Genomic DNA, 22,488 nt, shown 5'->3' with positions numbered 1-22,488 from the left:
GAGAAGAGTTAAGCATTCGTCGCTTCGTCGAGCGACGCGGGCGCGAGCACGACCCGGACGAGGGCCGAGCAGTGCCGGTCCGATTTCGTAAGTGTAGGTTGTCTTAAAAAGACAACTCGGACATTGTTTGTCGCCAAGGAGACATCATCGTCGGATGCGCCGGAATATCGATGATCCGCCGCGACAGTGGTCGGCTTACCCGTAAAGCATGCCGGGTTTCCTGTTCCGGCGCTTTTTGACACGTTATAACCCCACCGGCATGCGGGAGACGCATGCAAAAAATGCGTGCGGAATGCGGGTTTTCACTCGTGCTTCCCGCCTCAAGAAGGCCGCCGAATATGCCGTTGACCAACGGTAGCGGCCGCATGTGCCGTCCAACCCGCCCACAAGGTGGGGCGTTATCCAGAAGGGGGGTTGCATGAAGGTGGTTTCGCGGGGATTGCGTGCGAGCGCGAAGTTCGTGCCCGATGATGCGGTGGCGGACGGCCGATCGCGCGGCGTCGGCGTAAAGGGGCGTCTGAGCGGACTGTCGGTCAAGATGTTGTTGCGACTGGCATTCGCGGTGTTGCTCGCCGGTACGCTGGCGATCGGCATATTCGCCCTCGCGCAGATCAGCCGCTTGAACGACTCCTCCCGGTCGATCTACGAACAGGGACATGTGGCCAGCCGGGCCGCGGAAGAGGTGCGGGGCAACATGCTGCGCTCGAGCCGCGCGCAAAAGATGCTGCTTACGGCGACGACGGCCAAGGAACGCGACGAACTCGGAGCCGAAATCGACAGGGGCCTTGTCGCGATCAACGGCGAGCTCGGCACGCTCAAGCAATACACCGATGTCGGTGACAAGGCCGCGCTCGAGCAGCAAACGAAGCTGGCAGCGGCGGTATCGGCCTGGGCCGGGCATCTACGCGATTTCGTCACGCTCATGAAGGCGCAGCCGCTCGACCTGTCGCAAATGAATTGGCAAGTCGGCATGCAGGATGTCTCGCTGCTCGTGGAAACGGGCAAGCTCGAAAAGCTCGTCGATGCACTCGTCGCCGCGCGCGGCGCCCAGGCGAAAGCGACGATCGACGCGTCGGCATTCATCTTCAAATCGTCCTTCGTCATGATGGCCGCGATGACGGCCGCGCTGATCGGGGTCGCCATCGTCGTCAGCGAGTGGGTCGTGCGGCGCCTGACGCGCCAGCTGGGCGGTGAGCCGGTCTATGCCAAGGACATCGCGAGCCGGATCGCATCGGGCGATCTTTCGCACCCGATCGCGCTCGGCAAGAAGGACACGTCGAGCATGCTCTACGCGCTCTCGGAAATGCGCACCGGGCTTGCTGGGACGGTGGGCGAGATTGCGGCGAGTGCCGAGGCTATTTCATCGGCGGCAGGCGAGATTTCGATGGGTAATCTCGATCTGTCGCAGCGCACCGAGCAACAGGCCGTCTCGCTCGAGCGCACCGCATCGAGCATGGAGCAGCTGACTTCAACCGTGCGCCAAAACGCCGATAACGCAAAGCAGGCGAGCTCGCTGGCGAATAACGCTTCGGAGATTGCGTCGACGTGCGGGTCGGTCGTTTCGCGCGTCGTCACGACGATGGGCGAGATCAATGCGAGCGCAAAAAATATCGGCGACATCACCGGCGTGATCGACGGCATCGCGTTCCAGACCAACATCCTTGCTTTGAATGCAGCCGTCGAAGCGGCGCGCGCGGGCGAGCAGGGGCGCGGGTTTGCCGTTGTGGCGGGCGAGGTGCGCTCGCTCGCGCAGCGCAGCGCCGCCGCGGCGAAGGAAATCAAGACGCTGATCAACACCTCGCTCGAGCGCGTGGAGAACGGTTCGACGCTGGCCGAGGATGCCGGTCGCACGATGAATGAGGTGGTGAAGGCGGTCAAGCGAGTCACCGACATCATGGGCGAAATCTCCGCGGCGTCCACGGAGCAGAGTTCGGGCATCGAGGAAATCAACCGCGCGGTCACGCAGATGGATGCCGGCACGCAGCAGAATGCGGCGCTCGTGGAAGAGGCCACCGCGGCGGCTCGCTCACTCGACGATCAAGCGAAGGCGCTCAAGCGGCTTGTTGGGCAGTTTAAGTTGCACGGGTGAGGCGGGAGGCGAGTGGCTGAGCGGCGCTCGTTCTGGCGAAAGCCCCTGAAGCTGCGTATCTACCTAGCGGATGCTGCTGAAGCGGCGAGTGGCGCCGCGATAGGGCGCATCCTGTAATAAAAGACCCAGTCCGCGTAGCTTTTTTTGTCGGTGAACGTTTCGAATGGCTCTGGAAATTGGGCGATCTTGACTGGATGGCGAGTCGAGCGACTGCTTATACCCATGATCTCTCCCCCAGGCGCGACGAGCAGCAACCAATCCGCCCGGCCCGTAATCGGATCCGTGTAGATCTTTCGGAGATGACGAACCACGTTCGGATAGCGTGGATCTCGCAGTAACGCTTGCAGTGAGATCGGATAGGGGTTGCCACCGGCAGGCGTCATCTCGTAGTAGCTTTTTAATGCCGCCCGAAATTGTGCGCCGACAAACAGCAGTTCATCTTCTGCTGATCGACGCTGAGCAACGGATCCGAAAGCGGCTACGGCAGCAGAAGCCATACTTATTATGGCAACCGAGATCATCAACGCAAGGTACGCGAAGCCCGCCGATCGCCGTATGCGGCGTCCGCTAGTAGTCCGTGAATTTCGTTCCATTCCTGTCGTTTCCGGATGCGCTGCTACGCACGTCATACACCTTTCCGTCATCGGGATTGTCGGGGGGCAAGATAACCCACCCAGTGGCCGACTCTGTCACGGGGTCGCTCGGAATCGCGCGAAGGTATTTCTTGTCGACGAGTTCGGTCAAGCTGTCCGGATAACGTCCGGTGTCGGCATAGAACTTGTCGATGGTTCCTCGCATGATCCGCAAGTTTTCGTGAAGCGCAGCCTCCTTTGACGTCTCGATGCTTTTGACGTAGGTCGGCGCTGAAAGCATCAACAATGTAGCTATGATCGCCATGACGACGAGCAGCTCGATCAACGTGAAGGCGCGTTCGAATGCGCCGGTTCGTCGGACCGCCGAGCGCAGCTTCCGCAGGCCGCTACCACCTGCGATACGGGATTCCATTGAGCCCGATTCGCGGCGATCGCGAATAGACGTCGTAGACATCATCACCCTCCTGCGGATCTGCCGCATCGCTCGCGTAGCTTCGTTTGCCCCATGTGTCCGCGTCCGGAATAGTCGCGTCAGTGCAAAACGGGTCCCGTGGAATGCGTCGTAGGAAATAGATCTTCGTTCTCTTGGGATCTTTCGCATCGTCGACTCCATCCACAAGGATGCCGAGATTCTTCGGATATCCCGTGCTATCGGCGGCTTTCGCGATACGCCCGCGCTCGGCGGCAAGCTTATAAGCGTCGATCGCAGTTCGCAACTCACGCAGTGCAGTGCGCAGGTCACCTTCCTTCACACGTTGGGAGGAGACCTGTGCCACCGGCATGGCGATCCCTGCCAGGACTGCAAGTACGGCGAGTGTCACGAGTAACTCGATCAATGTGAATCCTGTTTGCCCTCTTTGCATGGGTGATCTCTTCATGGCGCAAGAACGATGGCTTGCGGCGGGGGCAGCACGATCGGAATCGTGGTTCCGTTGAGGCCAACGGGTGCCATGGAGACGATCGAAAGGGACGAAGGATTGGCCGGAGCGAGCGTTTTGAAGGTCGCAGTCAGAATTGAGCCTTGGCCGGTCGGCCCCGTGCCACCGGACTGATCGGTTCCGACCAGCGTGTCGGTCACATAGATCTGGCCGGCCGCGGGATCCGGGCGGACTTCAAACTTTGTGGGCACGTTGGACTGTTTAAGGAAGTCGCCCTCTGTTACGTTCACCACCTCCAGTTTCTTTGAGTCATATCCGATCGCCAACGGAAGGCTCGCTACAGGTTGCGGCGAATTGACCGTCAATTGGACGGTGAACGATTCGCCAACTTTCGCTTGACCTGGGGCAAGCCATGTTGCTTGCGCTGATCCTGTCGCAGGAGATGTCGCGTCGCTTGCCGAGGTGCCGCTGGCAGCCGAGTTGCTACCGCCGGGCACGCTGCCTTGGGGAGTCGACGAACCGTTCGGAGCGGCAGGGTAAGCCGCAGGCGGCGCCGACGCCGCCTGCGGCGCACTTGCAGGAGGTACAGGCGCGGCCTCGGTAGTCGAGCCAGCATTGCTGCGATCGAGCGTCCGTGAGTTCGACTCCGTGCCGGAGTCGAACGCGAGCAATCGTGCCTCTGGGCTCGGGATGTTGCGGATCAGATGAGGCGTTATAGAAAGAACGATTTCGGACTTCTTCGAGTCGCTCTGATGATTGGAGAACAGACGCCCAAGGAGCGGAAGCTGGCCCAACCCGGGAACCTTGTTAGCAGTATTCGTATCGCTGTCGTTGATAAGTCCTGCAAGAACCTGGTTCTCCCCGTCCTTCAGGCGCAAAACGGTTGACGCGGATCGCGTACCGATTTGATAGGCGATGGTGCCCTGAGACGTCGTAATCTGGTTCGTGATGTTACTCACCTCCAGATTAATCTTGATCTCGACTTCCGCATCTGCCGTTATGACCGGGGTTACCTCTAGCTTGAGACCTACATCGAGATACTGGACGTTCGACGACACGAACCCGGTCGCAGTCGAAGTGGACGTGATGTTCGGAACCTTGTCTCCAATCAAAATCTTTGCAACCTCTCTACTGCGAACGCGAATGCGTGGATTGGCCAGCACGTTTGCGTCGGTCGTCGTCAAGCTCGCATTGGCCGTAAGAGGCGTCACGGTGGCGCTTACGCCCGCCGTCGTCAGACGGCCCAAATCAGCAAGCGTCACCGTGTTGCTGCTTCCGCTGCCCAAGGGAGTGAGGGTAAGTTGATCGGGGTATTTGATGCCGAGACTCGACAAACGGTCCCTGGAAACCTCGAGGATTTCAACCTCAAGCATGACCTCGGGGTCGGGCAAATCCTGAAGTTGGACCAGCTTCTCCGCTATCGAGACGGCCTCGGGAGAGTCGCGCATGATGACGGCATTTTCTTTTTTGTCGACGATCAGGTCGCGAGTCTTCACGATGGTCTTCAAGGTGTTCGCGACAAGCTCAGGATCGGCATGGGCGAGAAAGAACGTTCGCACGGTCAGCGATTTATAGTCCTTGAGCTTCGCCGGTGTGTTCGGATAGATAAGAATCGTGTTCCGATCAAGTGTGCGTTTATCCAGCTGATTGGTCATCAACACAACATCGATGGCCTCTTTGACGGTCGTGTTGTTGAGAAAAACGGAGGTCTTTTGATCCGTTCGCACATCCTTGTCGAAGACGAAGTTGACCCCGGACGTACGCGAAAGGACCTCGAAGACTTGGCTCAACGATGCATCTTTGAAGCCAATGGATAGCATCTTGCGCAGCGCTGTGTCGAGTTGGGTGTTGACGGCCGGTTGCTCGATCTTCTCCCCGATCGACTTCAGAAGGGCGCGAGCCTGTACGTTTGTCGGATCTTCGATGAGGATTCTTTTAAGGGCTGCAATGGCTCCGTTGGTGTCATTCTTTTTGACCAGTCCGGTGGCTTCGGCCAGCCATTCGGCGTGAGTCTCTTCCACTTCGAGACGAGTGAGATCGGCTTTCGCCCGGTCGTTTTCTGGGTCCACCTTCAGTATGCGACGATAGTACTCGCGCGCGCGGGTCTCGTCGCCCTTGCGAAATGCTTCATTTGCAGACACCAGCCATGACGCAATGGCCCGGTCCCGGAATTGCAGGTATGTCATTCGCAACACCGGATCGGACGGGTGCTTTTTTTGCGCCGACTCCAGCGTTGCAAGACTTTCCTCTACTTTACCGGCGTCGAACAGCTCATGTGCGCTTCTCATGGCTCCATCGCCTGCGCATCCCGCGAGCACTGTCACGATGACGATGTGAAGTAGTGTGGTCTTTAACGACATCATGGCCGGCTTCATCATTGGATGCTTAACTGCTGAGATTCGTTCAGCGGTATGTAGAGGACGGTCATGATCGGAGGCGATATCTTCGCGATCCGATAGGTGTCTTCGATCACATCGTCGGCCTTAACGATGAAAACGGCGCTCTGGCGAGCCAAGAACACCCGCCACTCGCGCCCATCGAACTCCTTGCCCAAATACAAAAACGGAAGAGGAGGTGCGGTGGGCTGTTGTTGTACGGATGAGGCCGGTGCAGGCGGTGCCCACGAGTGGACCGCAAAGAGCACCTTTTCACGGTCCGCATCGTGCTTATCTCCGGTTGCTAAATCGGCTCGACTCTTTATTCGCGCAACGTCGGTATGGGTCAGGCCATCGATTGAGGCGCTCGGAGACTGCGTCTCGTGGTGCGATGCAGGCGCCAATGAAGCGGCGTCCGTGCGCGATGGCGAGACCACTTCCCCTGTGCGGTCCCGATTCCCAAATGCGGCGATGAGTGTCGAACCAACGAGCCCACCAGCCAGAAGCAAGTGCCGGAGCTTCATTGTGGCCTCCACGCGACGTCACGTATTGCCGCATCCGCGGACCCATTTGAACGTGCCGTCGACCCGGATGCGGTAACGAAAAGAGTCAGACGCAACGAAGCCTCTAGCTGACCGTTGCTAACCTTGTCGCGCCGGAACCGGATAGCGTCAAGCGAGGCAAATGGCAATGCCGCGAGCGTCTGTCGGCTGAAGGTGACGATCGACGCATAGCTCGCTTTGACGGGTAGATCGATTTGATAGGCTTGGTACTTTCCGTCCGTCTCGACGATGAGTCGGTAGTCCGCTTTTTGAAGAGCGACGCCGCTACGGCTTGCAACATCGAACAACTGTGCCACGGACTGCTCCAATCGCTCGGACGGCGTGAGCGTCGCATAGAACTGATCTAATCGGTCTTTTTGCGAATCGATGTTTCGAGAGGGTGGCGCTGCTGCCAACCGGTAAGCATTGTGAGCCGCCACCAACCGATTTTCCTGTAGGCCTCGCTCTCGATATACCCACGGAAGCGCAATGGCTGCAAGCGACAGGCCTATAAGGAAGACCGCGCATGCGATCCACTCACCTATCGATAAGACGCTGGCCCAGAGGACGCAGCTCAAATAGAACCGCTTCATTGCGCAGCCCTCCATGCGGCCTCGAATTTGAAGCGAAGCGGAGTATTCGGATCGTTGGTATCTACTTCGTGGTGCGTGAGCGTGACGGTGGAAAAAAAACTGTCATGCCGCAGCGTTTCGATGTAGTTGAGCATCGCGGTGGGATCGGCCGCCTCAGCTTCGCCTTTCAGAGTGGACGTGGAGGCATCCGGTTCGAGCGCCAATAGCGCAACCTTCGGAGTTGTGGATCGCTGCAGCGAGGCGAACAGAGCCCACCAAGGAAGGTTTAGCCGGCGGATCGCGCGATTGACGGCTTGCACCTGTGCATCTGGCGGCGCGGGCAGGGGACGATGGGCTTCCCTATGAGATGACGTCGCTGTGTCGAGTGCATTGGTTCGAGCTTGAATGGCCGTGATTTGCTGTTGAATCCGCTCGACTTTCGTTACGGCCCACGATCCGAGCGCCACACCAAACACAGCAAGGCATATCGCCCAAGGGCGCAACCTTCGGCTCCATCGAACCATTGAGGAAGAGAATTCGATGGTCATTGGTCTCATTGCGCCTGCTCGCGGAACTGTTCGATGATGGCAAGTCCGCCGATTCGCGATGCCAGTGCGGTATGAACGGCAAGTTCGAACCGGTATTCCTTGTTCTGCGCTTCGTGCCATTGTTCGGGCACGTCGCCGCACAGCATGACGGTACTTGGGCAGGCATGCTCAGCCTGAAGGGCCATCCCGCGAAGCGAGGCTGTCAGCGCATCGAGATCGACGCCATTGGTCGGGAGGCATCGAACCTGTTGAATCTGAGCGATTTCTTTCCCGCGCACAAGTGCGATGGTTACCGTCGAATCGGCTAGTACAGCAAGCCAGACACTGTCGTATTTGCGAAGTCGTCGATGATGAGTGTTCCATTCAGCAATGAAACGCGGTAGGCAGCTGGTAACTCCGATGCGACATGCCGCGCTCGTCGTAGCTATCGCATCTGTAAGTAAATTGGGCAGTGCGCAAGCCATGAACGGGCGTCTGGCGTTCCAATCAGCTTCGATGTTCCAAACGAGTGGGGGCTCGCCAAAGAGGTCTTCGAAACGCCACCTGGCACTTGCCGACAGGTCTGACTTTGTGGTCGCTTCCGCGGGTGGTTGAGCTATCCAGAAGCGAGCGTAGTAATCGCTGACTAAGATGCGAACAGACGATGCTGCGGGCTTTATGCTGCTCAGGCAGCTATGAATTGCGTCCGCCACGGACGGAAGGCCGCAGACGGCATACGATCGGATAGCCTGGGCAGACGACGCTTTTCCATTAGTCTCGAAGACCGTCACGCAATCCCGATCGATTGCTACGTGCGTTGGCTTACGCGACCAGTGCCACACGTCTGACCTCCTCGATCGTTGTCGACCCGCGCTTTGCGAGTTCAAGGCTGATTTGGTGAAGCGAACGCATCCCTTGCTCGCACGCTGCTTCCTTGATCTTTCTGATGGGTGCCTTTTCGACGATCATTTCTCGGAGTTCATCGTTGAGCACCAGAACCTCGGCGATGGCCTTCCGCCCGCGGTAGCCGGTACCTCGGCAATCGCCGCAACCCGCGCCGGCCAGGAAGTTATATTGGCTAGTGTCGCTTGCGCGAAGCCCTACACGTTTCAACTGATCAGCATCGGGCGTCACGGGATGCGAGCAGCGCGGGCAATTCAGCCGAACGAGGCGCTGTGCACAGATGCCGTTGAGAGCGGACACGAATGCGTAGGGATCGATTCGCATGTGCGTGAACCGTCCAAACACGTCGAATACATTGTTGGCATGTACCGTTGTGAGAACAAGGTGGCCGGTGAGCGCGGCTTGCACCGCGATTTCAGCAGTCTCCGGATCGCGAATCTCGCCGACCATGATCCTATCTGGATCGTGTCTGAGAATAGACCGCAGGCCACGGGCGAAGGTGAGTCCTTTTTTATCGTTGACTGGGATTTGAAGGACGCCTGGCAATTGATACTCGACAGGATCTTCGACGGTGATGATTTTGTCCTGACCGGTGTGTGTCTCCGAGATAACGGCGTAAAGCGTGGTGGTTTTGCCAGATCCGGTGGGGCCCGTCACCAGCAGCATGCCGTGGGGTGCATCGGCAAGTAACCGCAGTGTTTCCAAGGTTGGATCGTCGAAACCAAGCGCGCGAAGGCTCAGCGTGCCATGCGCCTCGATCATGGCGCGCTTGTCCAAAATCCGGATGACGGCGTCTTCGCCGTGGACACTGGGCATGATCGAAACACGCAGATCGATTTCCCGACCTTGAGCAGTGACGCGAAAGCTTCCATCTTGAGGGACCCTACGCTCCGCGATGTCCAACTCGGCCAGTACCTTTAGACGCGAAATTGCCTGCTCCGCCAGCTCCGCACCAGCGAATGTGGCGGATGGGACCAAGACGCCATCGATGCGGTAGCGAACAGCCAAGCCGGCGGTATGGCATTCAAAATGAACGTCGGAGGCTCCGGCTTTGAGGCCGTCGTAAAGCGTCGAGTTGATCAGCTTGACGGCAGGACTCGAGCTATCGGCGACCGTTGCAAACGATAATTCGTGGGCGAGCTTTTTATCGGTGGAATTCGTTGCGTCGACGGAAAGAATGCCGTCAACGGTGCGCGCGCTCTCCTCCTGTTTGTCGAGATAGGCTCGGACATCTTCGGCGAAGGCTAGCTGATACTGCAACGATGCGTTGGCGCGAGTGTTCAACCAAACCTGAAGGTCGGCGTCGAATGGATCAGAAACCACGGCCCATAGAGCGCCGTTGGAGCAGCGCAGGAGAGCCGCGCCTTTTTGAAGCGCCTGAACGAGGGGCATTAGATCAAAGGCCGGACTTGCTTCATGCATATGCCGCGTTTCCACTACCGGCCATCCTAGGTACTCGCCGAGAAGCGATGTGATGTCCCGTCCAACGCGGCCAGTGACCGTCTCCAACGCAGCCATTACGCTCTGACCGGACGCACGTGCCAGGCTGTTGGCCGAACGGATCGTATCCATAGTCAACGCAATAGAGTCTGGATGAGCGGTCATTGCAAACTCGCCGCGAGGTCGAAAATCGGCACATACAGCAGAATTACAATTCCGCCGACGATGATGCCGATAGCTGCCATCAAAAGAGGTTCGAATGTGCGCGTAAAGCGGTCTACGAAGCGAGAGATATCGCCTTCGTAAAATTGAGCGGCTTGTCGTAACATTTCCGGCAACTGACCGGATCGTTCTCCCACGCGTAGCATTCTCACGGATACGGATGTCGTCATTCGTTGCCCGTCGAGGGCGCTGGAGAGCGTGTATCCATCCTCCACTTGCTTGCCGACGTGATGGAGCGGTCGCTCCCAGTCTCGGGGAACGACGGTGCCAGCGCTTCGAAGCGCGTCGAGGATCGGCATACCGCCTTCCAGCAATACGCCCAAGGTGAGATAGAAGCGCGCGAGTTGATACATGCGGACATGCTCGCCCACAAAGGGCAGCTTGCTCAGCAATCGTATAAGACCGCCCTTTGCAAAGTACGAACGCGCGGCTGCGAAAAGAGCAAGTGCAGCACATCCGCCGATTACTACCAGTTCCATCGAGTGATGGGCGACGAATTGCCCAGCGTCGATCATTGCTTGCGAAAGAAACGGAAGGGGGCGACCGGTATTCTTGTAGATCACTGAAAACCGCGGAACGACGTAGCCCACAAGAAACAACGTTACGGCGCTACCTGCGACGCAAAGAATCATGGGGTACAGCGATGCGCTAACGACCTTGCTGCGTACTGTGTCGATCCGTGTTTGATAAGCGACGTAGCGTTCCAGTGCGATGGGTAGACTACCGGTGCCTTCCGCCGATCTGACAAGGCCCACATACATTGGCGGGAAGATGTTCGAATACTCTGTGAGCGCAGTTGAGAGACGCCTCCCGTCGAGAAGCGTCTGCAACAGTCCCTTGATGAGGGCACGCGTAGATGCGATCGGTTCCTTTTCTTCCAAGGCTTCAAGGGCTTCGACAATTCCAAGACCTGCGCGCAGGAGCGCCAGCAGCTCCTGCGTAAACAGAACCAAGGGAAAATGGCTTCGGCGATCGATTACTGACGCAATAAGGGCGGGCCGAATCTCCACCGCGCGCAGCGATCGCGCTTCCAGTTGGCGTCTTGCATCGACGTCGTCGTTCGCCTCGATGTGCAGGCGTACGATTTTATGGTCGGTAGTCAGCACTCGTGCGTCGAAGCGCATCGTTTGTCCTCGTTGTCGCATTCAGGGGAGGGCGATCTCGGCATTCTCACCGGTTCCCCCAGGCATGCCCGCTTTGCCCAGCGTCTTGACTTCGAACTCGCCCTTGGGTCCTGGGGCGCGATATTGATACGGTCTTCCCCATGGATCCGGCGGAATGTCGCTTTTGAGGTAGGGGCCATTCCAGCGCGCTGCGTTAGATGGCTGGACCATTAGCGCCTTCAGGCCCTCCTCCGTGCTGGGGTACCTGCCCACATCCAGTCGGAAGGTATCGAGTGCCTTTTCGAACGCAGTGAGTTGAGCCTTTGCGAGCGTGGCTTCCGACTTGTTGACCTGCGCAAAGTATTTTGGGCCGACATACGATGCGAGCAGTCCGATGATGACCAGCACAACGAGCAGCTCGAGGAGAGTGAATCCATTTGCCCGTTTTATTGAGCGGGCCAGCAAGTTTCCACGGGGGCTCGGCGTTGGCCTTTCAAAGTCACTCATCGGTGTGGACTCCTTGACGCGCGATCGCGCGGTATGCTTCATAGCGCGCCAATACCTTCGGTACATAAATCATCGTTTCGCCGTACGGCGGAATACGCATTCCGTGTGACGCGATCGACCGCTGCCCGGCGTTATATGCCGCGAGCGCCAAAGCAACGTTGCCATGGCAGGCCTCGAGCAACGTCTTCAAGTGGCGCGCCCCGGCGTCGATATTCTGGTAGGCGTCGAAGGCATCGCGCACGCCATAGCGGGCAGCAGTCTGTGGCATCAATTGCATCAACCCGAGCGCCCCTTTCTTCGATTGCGCCTCCGGATTGAAATGCGATTCGACGTCGATCACCGCCCGCACCAGAGCAGGATCAAGTCCGTACTTAGATGCCACAACCTCGACGATCGATTGCAACCCGGGAGTCGCATCCCTCGTGATCCCTTTGGAGGCGGAGCGAAACCGCGTGGCGTGCGCTGAATCGAGCAATTGAGATGATTTGTCGATCGGGGAGTCCGAAAAATGCGGTGTCCCGTCGCTTTGCTCCGTCATATATACGTCCGCGATTGCGTAGCGCGTTGACAGCATAAGCGACGCCACAGTCAATGCGGCAGAGGCTACGACGGACGAAAGACCGCAGCGCTTCAATTGACTCACCCCGTGAAGTGGCTCACCTTATCTGGTGATGACCATGAGAACAGACGCGAGTCCAGGCATCGAGTTGTAGCCAGTATTCGCGGCAGGGGAACAGCAAAATTGTTTCGTATTACCTCATGGCATGCTTCGATCGTGTGTTATCTGGCCCACGTTTGACCGAGTAATCATGCAATGCCGATGGCGGCAACAGCGCTCGCTGACTCGTCAAGCTGTGGAGAAATGCGACCAGGTCTGCCTTTTCTTGAGGCGTAAGGATGAGAGGTTGGCCGCTCTGAGCGGTGCGGTAATAGATTTCCTGGTCGATGGCGGCTTCCAGCGTGCCGATGCTCCCATCGTGCATGTATGGAGCGGTGAGCGCTACGTTTCGTAGACTGGGTGTTCGGAACTTGCCGATATCGCTCGGGTCAAGGGTCACGACGAATCTTCCTAGCTCGGCGATGTCCGCGTCGCTCAGCACGATCTCTGCGACAGAGCGCCCCTTGCTCTTCAGTCTGACGACGCGTTGGCCGAGATCGGGCAACCGCTTCTCGATGCGTGGGATGCCGATATGGAGACTATGAAACTGCCCATCAGTGAACGCCGCGCCCTTGGGCCCGATGCTGTGGCAGCTCGTACATTGAGCGCGGCCCGAGAAGAGCACGAGTCCACGCATAGCTTCGAGCGAGAGTGCGCCCGTGTCATGACCGTAGTAGTAGCGGTCAAACGCCGAGTTGCCGAACGCGAGGGTGCGCTCGAATGCCGCGAGCGCGTTAGCGATTTTCTGTACATCGATCGCTGTGCGCGATATACCGAAGACGTTTTCGAAGTCGCGGGCATAGGCGGAGTCGCGACGGATGATCGTCAACAACGCTCCATAGTCATGCAAGCCATGCTCGACGGGATTGACGAACGGCTCGAGGGCTTGCTTTTCCAATGACCGCTGGCGACCATCCCAGAACTGATTATCGACGAGAGATGCGTTATAGAGGCTCGGCGCGTTGCGGGTGCCGACCTGGCCCGCCAGGCCGCGTGCTTTGGGCAAACCGTCGGTGAATGCATGGCTCGGCTGATGGCACGTAGCACAACTCACCGAGCCATCTGCGCTGAATCGCTTGTCGAAAAAGAGCTTTTCACCGAGTGCGCTCAAACGGACGGCTGGAGGTTGCGCATCACGGATTTCCGTAGGCAGTCCAAGTCGTTCGTCGACCGACTGCGCAAGCGAGCCAACGGAGGTGAGTGCGGATAGCACAAGTGCAACGTATTGGGCGCGGCAGCTAGCGATACCGTGTTCGTTATGTTGCAATTTCATTGCGACGCCTCACTCAGTTCGAAAGCCGCGAAACATATTCTCGATTTTCCGAAAAGCTAGCATAGTCAGTGAATTGTTCAAGGTCATTTTTGATGGCAAACGTTTGCCGCGAAGAACTAGTAAGTGATAGGGGAGACTTGAGGGGCTGCGCTTAAAAGAGATCAGATTTTGTGTGGTCTGTCATACATAGCGCCCAAATTTTTTGCGCAAATATGAAGGAACACGGCGGTATCAGGACGGGGTAAAAATAATCTCGACGGGGAGCCTATGTTGACGTGCTGCCATAAAAATCCTAAGCAAGTTCGCGATCTCGGTGCGCTTCATATGGGCGCCATCACCAGATATACCCACATAGTGGAACTCGGCTTGAGTGTTCATTGGCTTTGGCTTAGCTAACGGGCACGGATTAGCTGCGCTTTCGTCATTTCCGTTGTTTGTCGTCACCAAACTTAAAGGCTGGTTGCGATGCTCCGTCGAATTTACGAAGGTATCCGCGATGCGTGGATATCGGTGATTCTTATCTCCGTTTTCGCCGCTGCGCCCTGTGAAGCAGCGACCTATAATCTGTCCTACGACGAGTCGGGGCGTTTAGTGGGTGTAGTCGATAGCACCGGGAATACGGCGATCTATGGATATGACGCCACAGGAAACATTCTCTCGATTTCGAGGAGCACCGGAGCAATATCGATAGCCAGCTTTTCCCCAGGGAGTGGTCCAGTTGGAGCCACCGTTACGATTTCGGGTTATGGATTTTCCGGAACGACCAATCAGAATACCGTTACGTTCAACGGCACTGCTGCGCAGGTTACTGCGGCAACGACGACCCAATTGAGTGCCGTGGTGCCCGCTGGCGCAACCACGGGCCCTATATTTGTCACCTCTCCGAATGGATCCGCAACGAGTTCGGGATCGTTCTCTGTAACGGTAAGCGCTGCGCCGACGATCGCCTCGATTTCGCGGACGATCGGCACCCCCGGCACTGCATTCACGATTGGCGGCAGCAACTATCAACTGGCACCCAGCGAAAACAGCGTGGCGTTGAATGGACGTCCCACGACGGTGAGAACTGCCACTGCGACCACATTGGGCGCGGTTGTGCCAACTTCATCCACCTCTGGTCGCCTGGTCGTCGCAACGCCGTACGGGCAAACGACAAGCAGCCAGGATTTCTTTGTGCCACCTTCTCCTCATACGCCGGCAGACGTTTCGTTCACCGGCCGAATGGCGATCGGCGGCAGCCAGACGGTATCGTTCACCGCTGCGAACAAGATCGCGTTGGTGCTATTTGACGGTACGGCTGGCCAGAAGATCGGTCTGCTGACAACCAGTTCGAGCATCGGGACGTGCTTGAACGGCTCGCTTCTAATCCTGGGGCCGAACGGTTCGGTGGTTGGCAATACAGCAAGTATGTGCAACGGTGAGTTCATTGGCGCGGTTACGCTTCCCGCGACCGGCACTTACACAATTGTCATGACCCCCGCTGCGAATAGTACGGGAACCATCACGTGCTCGCTTTCTTCCGTTCCCGCGGATGCAACAGCGACGGCCTCAACTGATGGCACGCCTACGACAGTCAACATCACGACACTGGGACAGAACGCGGCGATCACTTTCAATGGCACTGCGGGTCAGCGCATATCGATCAACCTAGGTCAGACGGGCAGCCTTGCGAGCGGTTACTGTAACAGTGTGCCAGTTGTCAAACCGGATGGGACGAATCTCTTCTCCAACACTAGCGCTTGCCGAACCGGCTGGTTCTCCGACGTTGGCGTACTGCCGGCGACGGGAACCTACACAATCAAACTTATTACGGTCCGAGGTCAAACCGGTTCGGCTACGTTTTCGGTGTACACGGTTCCGGCCGACGTCGCTGTGACAATCCCGGCTGACGGAACGCAGACGAGCGTCAACATCACGACTCCAGGGCAGAACGCAAATCTATCGTTCAGTGGGACGGCTGGGCAGCGTATATCCGTCAATCTGAGTCAAACGGGTACGCTCACGAGCAACTGCAACAATTTGCCGATCCTCAATCCAGACGGAACGAACCTGACGACCACCGGCGAGTGCGGTTCGGGCTATTACACGGACGTGATCACATTACCGACGACGGGAACCTACACGATCGCATACAACCCCGGCGGCACTGGAACCGGTACGGCCACGTTCAACGTCTATACGACGCCGTCCGACGCGACCGCCACGCTCACGACTGACGGAACGCCAACGAGCGTTAACATCACGACGCCGGGCCAGAACGCGAGCCTTACATTTAGTGGTACGGTTGGGCAGCGCATATCGATCTACTTAAGCCAATCGGGCACGCTCACGAACAACTGCAACGGTTTGCCGATTGTTAATCCGGATGGGACGAATCTCACTACCAACGGTGAGTGCGGCACCACGTATTTTTCGGATCTGCTGACATTGCCCCAGACGGGAACGTACACGATCAAATACAACCCGGGCGGCACCGGAACAGGAACGGCCACGTTCACGGTATACACCGTGCCACCCGATGCCACGGCCATTGCCCCGACGGATGGCACCGCTACGAACGTGACTACGACGGTTCCGGGGCAAAACGCTGCAGTGACATTCAGCGGGGCTGCAGCGCAGCGCATATCGGTATACCTGAGTCAAACCGGTACGCTTACCAATAACTGCAACGCTCTGCCGATCGTCAATCCCGATGGGACGAACCTCACCAACACTGGTGAGTGCGGCCCGAAGTACTTCACAGATGTGCTCGTGTTGCCAGCTACGGGGACCTATACGATCAAATACAACCCAGGCGGTATGGGCACCGGTACGGCCACGTTCAATGTCTATGCGGTCCCGCCCGACGTAACCGCGACCCTTGCGACGGATGGCACGGCAACAAGCGTCACCACGACGGTGCCCGGGCAAAACGCAGTTCTGACGTTCAACGGGCTAGCCAATCAGAGCGCTTCGTTCTCGCTTACGCAGAACGGGAGCCTGACGTCGAACTGCAACGGCATCGTCATCGTCAAGCCAGACGGAACCAATTTGGTCTCCACGAGCGGGTGCGGGGCCAGTTGGTCGGGCTCATACACATTGCCGAGCAGCGGGGGATACACAGTGAAGTTCGACCCTTACGACATCCACACAGGCACCGCAACCTTTTCGCTGACCACCCATTAAACGGAGTGCGCGATGCGCCAACAGACGTCAATTGATCTGCGCCGGGCGGGATGCGTTATGCAAGTCGCGCGCAGAGGTGTGCAGTGGATAGTTGCATTCGCGATGCTGATCTGCGCCGCATTCGGCAACGCGTGGGCCGGATCATTGCCATCAGCGCCAGGTCAAAGCGCGACACTGATGCCGGATGGCGAATGGCTGTTGGTTGGAGGCGTCGGAGCGTCTGCTGCGACCGCCTATTTGTTCGATCCGGTCTCAAAGGAAATGTTGCCGCTGCCGTCCGGGCTGACGACACCACGCGGATATCACGCAGCGACATTGTTGCCGGACGGCCACGTGCTGCTCACGGGAGGGGTCGCGCAAACTGGCGCCACGCTTGCGAGTGCCGAGCTGTTCGATCCGCAGAGCCGGGCATTCACGTTACTCGGCGATGTCGGGCTCCTGCCACGCGCACACCATACCGCTACGGTGCTGATGGACGGAACAGTGCTAGTGGCCGGTGGGGTCTCCGAGAACGGACAAACTTTGCCTCAAGCCGAACTGTGGGATCCAGTCACGCATCAAGCAAAGGCTTTTTCGGCGCAACTCGCCATCCCGCGAGCCGACCATTCAGCGGCGATCTTGTCTACCGAGCCGGTGCTGCTATCAGGGGGAAGGGACGCAGCGGGCAAGCCGGTCGTCACACCCGAAATCTATTTCCCGTCTCAGCAAAGTTTTGCTGCTGTTGATTCGACTAATAGCGGGCTTCTAACCACGGACTCGAGCAATGAGGCGCCTGCGGTAGCGGATTCATTGCCGACGCAGGGGCAGGGCGGAGTGGCGACCAATTTGAGTATCACGGTGAGCTTCTCCAAGCCATTGTCGGTAGTGAGCCTGAACCCGACCACTGTGACACTTCTCGGTCCCACCGATGCAGCCGCGGTTAGCGTCGTTCCTGCTGAGGGTGGCCGTTTGCTGTTTGTCACCCCTAAGACCGAACTGCGGCCGGGCGCTAGCTATACGTTGTTCATAAGCGGAGCGAGCGATTCCAATGGAAAAGCGCTGCCGTTCACGGCAATCGGTTTTTCGACACGCACGTTAGGCGGCACGTCGACCTCGGCAGGCGGTAGTGCGGTAACGGGTATTCGCGGTAGCGGCGCGAGCGCCGCTGTGCCGAGCGCCGCATCGACACCACAAGCGTCTGGTACACCGAAGCCGCTCGCAGCGATCGATCCATCGGCGGAGCCGTCGATGTGGATTCCCCATGGGCCGCAATTGGCTGGAGACTGGCGCGCCAAACTTCCGGCATCCCCTTTGCAGCGCTTCCCAGCGTTGGCAGCAGCACCGGGGGTAACCGCGCTTGCAGGCCAAGTCCTCTTCATGAACGGCGCGGCTGCCGCGAACGTCACACTAAAGCTGGGCGATCAGACCACACTGACCGATGCAACGGGACGCTTCTTGCTGACAGGCCTTAGCCCTGGCGCGCAGACCTTGATTATCGATGGGCACAGTGCAAACCGTCCCGGCAAAACGTTCGGCTACTTTGAAGACCTGGTTAGGATCGACGCAGGCAAAACGAACGTGTTGCCCTATACGAGCTGGATGCCGCTGGTCGATACGGCCCACTCGGTGAAGTTCGATTCACCGACGACAAGCGAGGTCGTCGTCACGACACCGTACGTCCCTGGTCTCGAGGTTCACATTCCTAAAGGTACGGTATTGCGTGACCGTGCTGGGCATGTGATTACTGAGCTGTCCATGACGCCGATACCGGTGGATCGCCCGCCGTTTCCGCTTCCTACACGATACGTGCCCGTTTATTTCACACTACAGCCGGGCGGGGCGCATCTCGAAGGTGTAGATGCAGCAAGTGCGCAGGGCGCTCGGGTCATCTACCCGAACTACCATCACGGCGCGCCGGGCAGCGTACTCGATTTCTGGAATTACGATCCAACGGTGAAGGGCTGGTATGTCTATGGCCAAGGCAAAATCAGCTCGAACGGGCAGCAGATCGTTCCCAATCCGGGGGTAGCAATCTATGAGCTGACAGGTGCGATGGTGTCGCTGCCGAGCAATGCGCCTGCTTATGGCCCACCCGCTGGCGGATGTCCTAGCGCGGGTGGCTCGCCTGGGCCGGGCGGCGTGCCCGCAGCACCTGCACCGGGGTCGCCTGCCGATCCGGGGGGAACATGTTCTTCGTCGCCGACCCCTGAGCCTGGGCACCCGGCCACGCCCAGTTCGCCGAGCAAATCCGGGGGAACCCAGGTTGCGGTTCCCAGGGCGGCGACCCGGTAGATTGCGCCACGGGACTCTTCGTCTTGTCGCGCACGGATTTGTCGGTGGCCGGTACGATTCCGCTGGCGCTCACGCGGGTATACCGTCAGAGCGACAGTACCTCGCGTGCTTTCGGTATCGGCACAAACGATCGCTATGACATCTTTACTGTTGGCGATATGAATCCGTACACGTATCAAGATTTGATTCTTCCCGACGGCGGCCGAATCCATTTCCCGCGGACGTCGTCGGGCACGGGTTGGACCGATGCGGTCTATACGCACACATCGACTCCGAGCGCATATTACGGGGCGACCATCAGTTGGATAGGCAACGGATGGCAACTCAAGATGCGTGACGGGCGCATCATGCACTTCGCCGAATGCGCGGGCTGCTCGAATAGCAGACAGGCCGCACTCACCGAATTCGATGACCGTTTGGGCAACAAGCTGACGTTCACGCGCGATTCATATGGCAACCTCACGCAAATCACCAATCCGGACGGACGCTATATCAGCCTGACGTACGACAGTGCGAACCGGATCACGCAAGCGCAAGACATCATCGGGCGTACCGTCAGCTATCAATACGACACGAGTGGGCGTCTCGGTCAAGTCACGAATCCGGACGGAGGGGTGGAAAGCTATACGTACGATTCGTCCAACAACATGCTGACTGTCACCGAGCCAAATGGGCAGGTAATGGTTACGAATCAGTACGATAGCCATAACCGCGTAATCAAGCAGACGCTGGCGGATAGCGGGGTTTACCAATTCGCGTACACGCTCGACGGCAGCGGCAATGTGACGCAGACATCGATTACCGACCCGAACGGGAACGTGAGGCAAGTGGCGTTCAATTCGAGTGGTTATGCGACGAGCACCACGTGGGCGTCGGGTAAGCCCGAAGCGCAGACGTTCACATACAGCCGAGGTGCTGGAACGAACTTGCTGCTTTCATCGACCGATGCACTTTCGCGGACAACGAGCTACACGTACGATTCGATGGGCAACGTTTTGACGGCTACGGTGCTTTCGGGTACGGCGCAAGCGGTCACTACCACCTACACCTACGAGCCTGTGTATAGCCGGATGACATCTGTCACCGATGGACTCGGTCACGCGGTGACATACCACTACGATGGAACTGGCAATGCGATCGAGGTCGACGACGCGCTCGGGCATGCGACGCACTATGCGTATAGCAGTCTCGGGCAGATGACCGCGGCCACTGATGCCTTGGGCAATACGACGACGTTTGGTTATCAGTATGGCGACGTGATCTCGGCGACGGATCCGCTAGGTAGAACGGTCACGCGGTTGACGGATAACGTCGGACGGCCGCTCTCGGTTTCAGATCCGTTAGGCAACGCCACGCGCTTCGATTACAACGGTCGTAGTTTGCCGGTTCGTGTGACCGATGCGCGCGGTGGCGTCACGAGTCTTGCATATGACGCGGATGGCAATCTGACGAACTTTACTGATGCGAAGGGGGGCGTCACTGCGTTCGCATACGATACGAAAGACCGAAGGGTGAGCCGTACGGATCCGCTGCAGGCGGTGGCGACCTATGCCTATGACGGCGATGACAATCTGACCCAGTTCACCGATCGGACCGGAAAGGTGACGACGTTCGGCTACGATGGGCTCAACCGGACGATATCCGCGGCATATGGGCAGACCGGCTCGGGAGGCAGCCTCACCGCGCCCGATGCGACGGTAAGCACGACGTACGACGCAGGCGATCGCGCGACGCAGGTCGTCGACAGTCAAGGCGGCACGATAACGCGCAGCTTCGATGGTCTGGATCGTTTGACATCGGAAACGACGCCACAGGGTACGGTCACGTACAACTACGATGCCGCGAACCGGCGTACGAGCCTACAGGTGGCGGGGCAAACAGCCGTGACGTATGCGTATGACAACGCCGATCGCCTCACCGGGATTACGCAGGGTAGCGCGCAGGTGGGATTCACGTACGACGCGGCAAACCGGCGTACGACACTGACGTTGCCGAACGGAATCGTGGCGACGTACAGCTACGACACGACGAATCAGCTCACTGGCATCAGCTACGCGAATGGCAGTACGGTGCTCGGTGATCTCAGTTATGCGTACGACAATGCCGGACGGCGTACACAGATCGGCGGTTCGCTGGCGACGTTGACCTTGCCGGCGGCGATGACGAGTGCAACGTACGATGCGGGCAATCGGCTGACGAACTGGGCGGGTGCTTCGTTGACCTATGATGCGAACGGCAACATGGCGGGCGATGGCAGCCTGACCTATGGCTGGGATTCGCGCAATCGGCTCGTATCGTTGACGGGCGCGACGACCGCGAGTTTCGCCTACGATCCGCTCGGGCGTCGGACCGGAAAAACGATCAACGGCAATACAACGAACTTCGTTTATGACGGTATCGACTCGGTGCAGGAACTCGTTGGCGGCGCGCCCACGGCGAATTTGCTGACGGGGCTTGGCACTGACGAGGTGTTCAGCCGCACAGATGGGCTCGGCGCGAGAACGCTCGTGACGGATGCGTTGGGCAGCACGGTGGCGCTCACCGATGGCAGTGGAGCGGTCACGACCAGCTATGCCTACGAGCCGTATGGCAATACGACGGCGAATGGGGAGGTGAATGCCAATGCGGTGCAGTACACCGGACGAGAGAATGATGGCACCGGGCTGTACTATTACCGGGCACGCTACTATCACCCAGGATTCGGCCGCTTCGTGGCGCAAGATCCTATTGGATTAGGCGGTGGCGTCAACGTCTACGCCTATGTGGATGGGGATCCGATTAACCTGACTGACCCGAAGGGACTGGCGGCTGGAGATCTTGCGTGTCAGGGGTTTAAAAATGGATGCCAAAACGGGGGAAGCCACGGCACAACCGCGATGTATTGCATCAGTGGTCGGAATGTTTGCTATGGATGCGCCGTTAAAATGTTGGGAATCCAAGATGAACCGGCAGGCGAAAAAGTGACGATTCTACGGTCTTTTCTGTTAAAACCAGGGGAGTGATATGGTCGAACGAGCGGTTATTCTACAGAAGCTGGATGTGGGAGATGTTTTTCATGCGGAAAGCCCGAATGGAGCTAGCTTAATTTGCCTTGTCACTCGCGTTGACGAGAGCACCATCTACGCTCGAACAGTGACTACTCAATATTCTCTTCGGTTCGATCGGACGACTGGGGAGGCAGAATGGGGGGGCGGTGGCGCCCCATGCATCATAGATTCCGTAGCACCCCTGCCAGTAGAAATCTGCAATGTGATATTGGGGATTGATCGAAAATACAGATTGGAGCAGGATGTCGATAAATTAAAGCTGAACGATGCGGAGAAAAGAGCTCTCGTCTTCGTTGACTCATATTACTCACAAAATCAACTGT

Annotated in this window: 17 protein-coding genes; 4 read left to right on the top strand and 13 right to left on the bottom strand. The window is 58.1% G+C overall.

Annotation, left to right across the window (positions count from 1 at the left end):
- Positions 1 to 418: 418 nt before the first annotated feature.
- A complete protein-coding gene (locus ACR9ZC_RS20135; RefSeq protein WP_481581654.1) occupies positions 419 to 2,089 on the top strand; it encodes a methyl-accepting chemotaxis protein in 1,671 nt (556 codons plus the stop codon).
- A gap of 59 nt (positions 2,090 to 2,148) precedes the next feature.
- On the opposite strand, the gene ACR9ZC_RS20130 is transcribed toward ACR9ZC_RS20135, so the two are convergent.
- The 13 genes from ACR9ZC_RS20130 to ACR9ZC_RS20070 all read right to left on the bottom strand — a co-directional run bounded on the left by ACR9ZC_RS20130 (position 2,149) and on the right by ACR9ZC_RS20070 (position 13,682).
- The gene (locus ACR9ZC_RS20130; RefSeq protein ID WP_481581653.1) at positions 2,149 to 2,586 is read right to left on the bottom strand and encodes a type II secretion system protein; all 438 of its coding nucleotides are present in this window, start codon (positions 2,584 to 2,586) and stop codon (positions 2,149 to 2,151) included.
- 70 nt (positions 2,587 to 2,656) lie between these two features.
- Positions 2,657 to 3,094, bottom strand: a complete 438-nt coding sequence (locus tag ACR9ZC_RS20125; protein ID WP_481582721.1) for a competence type IV pilus major pilin ComGC — start codon at positions 3,092 to 3,094, stop codon at positions 2,657 to 2,659.
- On the bottom strand, positions 3,069 to 3,560 hold the full coding sequence (locus ACR9ZC_RS20120; protein ID WP_481581652.1) for a type II secretion system protein: 492 nt from the start codon (positions 3,558 to 3,560) through the stop codon (positions 3,069 to 3,071). The genes ACR9ZC_RS20125 and ACR9ZC_RS20120 overlap by 26 nt, the downstream gene beginning before the upstream one ends.
- Positions 3,557 to 5,938, bottom strand: a complete 2,382-nt coding sequence (locus tag ACR9ZC_RS20115) for a cohesin domain-containing protein (RefSeq protein ID WP_481581651.1) — start codon at positions 5,936 to 5,938, stop codon at positions 3,557 to 3,559. Before ACR9ZC_RS20115 ends, ACR9ZC_RS20120 begins: the two co-directional genes overlap by 4 nt.
- Positions 5,935 to 6,459, bottom strand: coding sequence for a hypothetical protein (locus tag ACR9ZC_RS20110; RefSeq protein ID WP_481581650.1), 525 nt, complete (start codon positions 6,457 to 6,459; stop codon positions 5,935 to 5,937). Before ACR9ZC_RS20110 ends, ACR9ZC_RS20115 begins: the two co-directional genes overlap by 4 nt.
- Positions 6,456 to 7,070 carry a hypothetical protein gene (locus ACR9ZC_RS20105; protein ID WP_481581649.1) on the bottom strand — a complete coding sequence of 205 codons (615 nt, stop codon included), beginning with the start codon at positions 7,068 to 7,070 and terminating at the stop codon, positions 6,456 to 6,458. The genes ACR9ZC_RS20110 and ACR9ZC_RS20105 overlap by 4 nt, the downstream gene beginning before the upstream one ends.
- Positions 7,067 to 7,597, bottom strand: a complete 531-nt coding sequence (locus ACR9ZC_RS20100) for a hypothetical protein (RefSeq protein WP_481581648.1) — start codon at positions 7,595 to 7,597, stop codon at positions 7,067 to 7,069. Before ACR9ZC_RS20100 ends, ACR9ZC_RS20105 begins: the two co-directional genes overlap by 4 nt.
- Before the next feature lie 5 nt (positions 7,598 to 7,602).
- Positions 7,603 to 8,061, bottom strand: a complete 459-nt coding sequence (locus ACR9ZC_RS20095) for a hypothetical protein (protein ID WP_481581647.1) — start codon at positions 8,059 to 8,061, stop codon at positions 7,603 to 7,605.
- Positions 8,062 to 8,398: 337 nt separating this feature from the next.
- Positions 8,399 to 10,084 (bottom strand): GspE/PulE family protein, encoded by a 1,686-nt coding sequence (locus ACR9ZC_RS20090; RefSeq protein ID WP_481581646.1) that lies wholly within the window; start codon positions 10,082 to 10,084, stop codon positions 8,399 to 8,401.
- Positions 10,081 to 11,265 (bottom strand): type II secretion system F family protein, encoded by a 1,185-nt coding sequence (locus tag ACR9ZC_RS20085; protein ID WP_481581645.1) that lies wholly within the window; start codon positions 11,263 to 11,265, stop codon positions 10,081 to 10,083. Before ACR9ZC_RS20085 ends, ACR9ZC_RS20090 begins: the two co-directional genes overlap by 4 nt.
- 21 nt (positions 11,266 to 11,286) lie before the next feature.
- Positions 11,287 to 11,751, bottom strand: coding sequence for a type II secretion system major pseudopilin GspG (gene gspG, locus ACR9ZC_RS20080; RefSeq protein WP_481581644.1), 465 nt, complete (start codon positions 11,749 to 11,751; stop codon positions 11,287 to 11,289).
- Positions 11,744 to 12,289 carry a lytic transglycosylase domain-containing protein gene (locus ACR9ZC_RS20075; RefSeq protein WP_481581643.1) on the bottom strand — a complete coding sequence of 182 codons (546 nt, stop codon included), beginning with the start codon at positions 12,287 to 12,289 and terminating at the stop codon, positions 11,744 to 11,746. The genes gspG and ACR9ZC_RS20075 overlap by 8 nt, the downstream gene beginning before the upstream one ends.
- Positions 12,290 to 12,503: 214 nt before the next feature.
- Positions 12,504 to 13,682, bottom strand: coding sequence for a cytochrome-c peroxidase (locus ACR9ZC_RS20070; RefSeq protein WP_481581642.1), 1,179 nt, complete (start codon positions 13,680 to 13,682; stop codon positions 12,504 to 12,506).
- 465 nt (positions 13,683 to 14,147) lie between these two features.
- Between ACR9ZC_RS20070 and ACR9ZC_RS20065 the strand changes: the two genes are divergently transcribed.
- From ACR9ZC_RS20065 to ACR9ZC_RS20055, 3 genes are read left to right on the top strand one after another with little or no spacing between them, the layout of a single operon-like run.
- Positions 14,148 to 16,847 carry a beta strand repeat-containing protein gene (locus tag ACR9ZC_RS20065; protein WP_481581641.1) on the top strand — a complete coding sequence of 900 codons (2,700 nt, stop codon included), beginning with the start codon at positions 14,148 to 14,150 and terminating at the stop codon, positions 16,845 to 16,847.
- Positions 16,848 to 16,859: 12 nt separating this feature from the next.
- Complete coding sequence (locus ACR9ZC_RS20060) at positions 16,860 to 19,118, top strand: Ig-like domain-containing protein (RefSeq protein WP_481581640.1); 2,259 nt, start codon at positions 16,860 to 16,862, stop codon at positions 19,116 to 19,118.
- A gap of 23 nt (positions 19,119 to 19,141) precedes the next feature.
- Complete coding sequence (locus ACR9ZC_RS20055) at positions 19,142 to 22,120, top strand: RHS repeat-associated core domain-containing protein (RefSeq protein WP_481581639.1); 2,979 nt, start codon at positions 19,142 to 19,144, stop codon at positions 22,118 to 22,120.
- The last annotated feature ends 368 nt before the right edge of the window (positions 22,121 to 22,488 follow it).

This window comes from Trinickia sp. HAY1-2D, from assembly GCF_056754935.1.
The sequence above is the reverse complement of the archived record's forward strand: the minus strand, read 5'-3'. Positions and strand labels throughout refer to the sequence as shown.

What these genes read in the sequence shown, in the direction of transcription:
- ACR9ZC_RS20115 (WP_481581651.1), bottom strand. Translation starts at nt 5,938, where the DNA reads ATGATGAAGCCGGCCATGATGTCGTTAAAGACCACACTACTTCACATC.
- ACR9ZC_RS20120 (WP_481581652.1), bottom strand. Translation starts at nt 3,560, where the DNA reads ATGAAGAGATCACCCATGCAAAGAGGGCAAACAGGATTCACATTGATC.
- ACR9ZC_RS20095 (WP_481581647.1), bottom strand. Translation starts at nt 8,061, where the DNA reads ATGGCTTGCGCACTGCCCAATTTACTTACAGATGCGATAGCTACGACG.
- ACR9ZC_RS20060 (WP_481581640.1), top strand. Translation starts at nt 16,860, where the DNA reads ATGCGCCAACAGACGTCAATTGATCTGCGCCGGGCGGGATGCGTTATG.
- ACR9ZC_RS20125 (WP_481582721.1), bottom strand. Translation starts at nt 3,094, where the DNA reads ATGGAATCCCGTATCGCAGGTGGTAGCGGCCTGCGGAAGCTGCGCTCG.
- ACR9ZC_RS20075 (WP_481581643.1), bottom strand. Translation starts at nt 12,289, where the DNA reads ATGACGGAGCAAAGCGACGGGACACCGCATTTTTCGGACTCCCCGATC.
- ACR9ZC_RS20085 (WP_481581645.1), bottom strand. Translation starts at nt 11,265, where the DNA reads ATGCGCTTCGACGCACGAGTGCTGACTACCGACCATAAAATCGTACGC.
- ACR9ZC_RS20070 (WP_481581642.1), bottom strand. Translation starts at nt 13,682, where the DNA reads ATGAAATTGCAACATAACGAACACGGTATCGCTAGCTGCCGCGCCCAA.
- ACR9ZC_RS20105 (WP_481581649.1), bottom strand. Translation starts at nt 7,070, where the DNA reads ATGAAGCGGTTCTATTTGAGCTGCGTCCTCTGGGCCAGCGTCTTATCG.
- ACR9ZC_RS20100 (WP_481581648.1), bottom strand. Translation starts at nt 7,597, where the DNA reads ATGACCATCGAATTCTCTTCCTCAATGGTTCGATGGAGCCGAAGGTTG.
- ACR9ZC_RS20090 (WP_481581646.1), bottom strand. Translation starts at nt 10,084, where the DNA reads ATGACCGCTCATCCAGACTCTATTGCGTTGACTATGGATACGATCCGT.
- gspG (WP_481581644.1), bottom strand. Translation starts at nt 11,751, where the DNA reads ATGAGTGACTTTGAAAGGCCAACGCCGAGCCCCCGTGGAAACTTGCTG.
- ACR9ZC_RS20065 (WP_481581641.1), top strand. Translation starts at nt 14,148, where the DNA reads ATGCTCCGTCGAATTTACGAAGGTATCCGCGATGCGTGGATATCGGTG.
- ACR9ZC_RS20130 (WP_481581653.1), bottom strand. Translation starts at nt 2,586, where the DNA reads ATGGCTTCTGCTGCCGTAGCCGCTTTCGGATCCGTTGCTCAGCGTCGA.
- ACR9ZC_RS20110 (WP_481581650.1), bottom strand. Translation starts at nt 6,459, where the DNA reads ATGAAGCTCCGGCACTTGCTTCTGGCTGGTGGGCTCGTTGGTTCGACA.
- ACR9ZC_RS20135 (WP_481581654.1), top strand. Translation starts at nt 419, where the DNA reads ATGAAGGTGGTTTCGCGGGGATTGCGTGCGAGCGCGAAGTTCGTGCCC.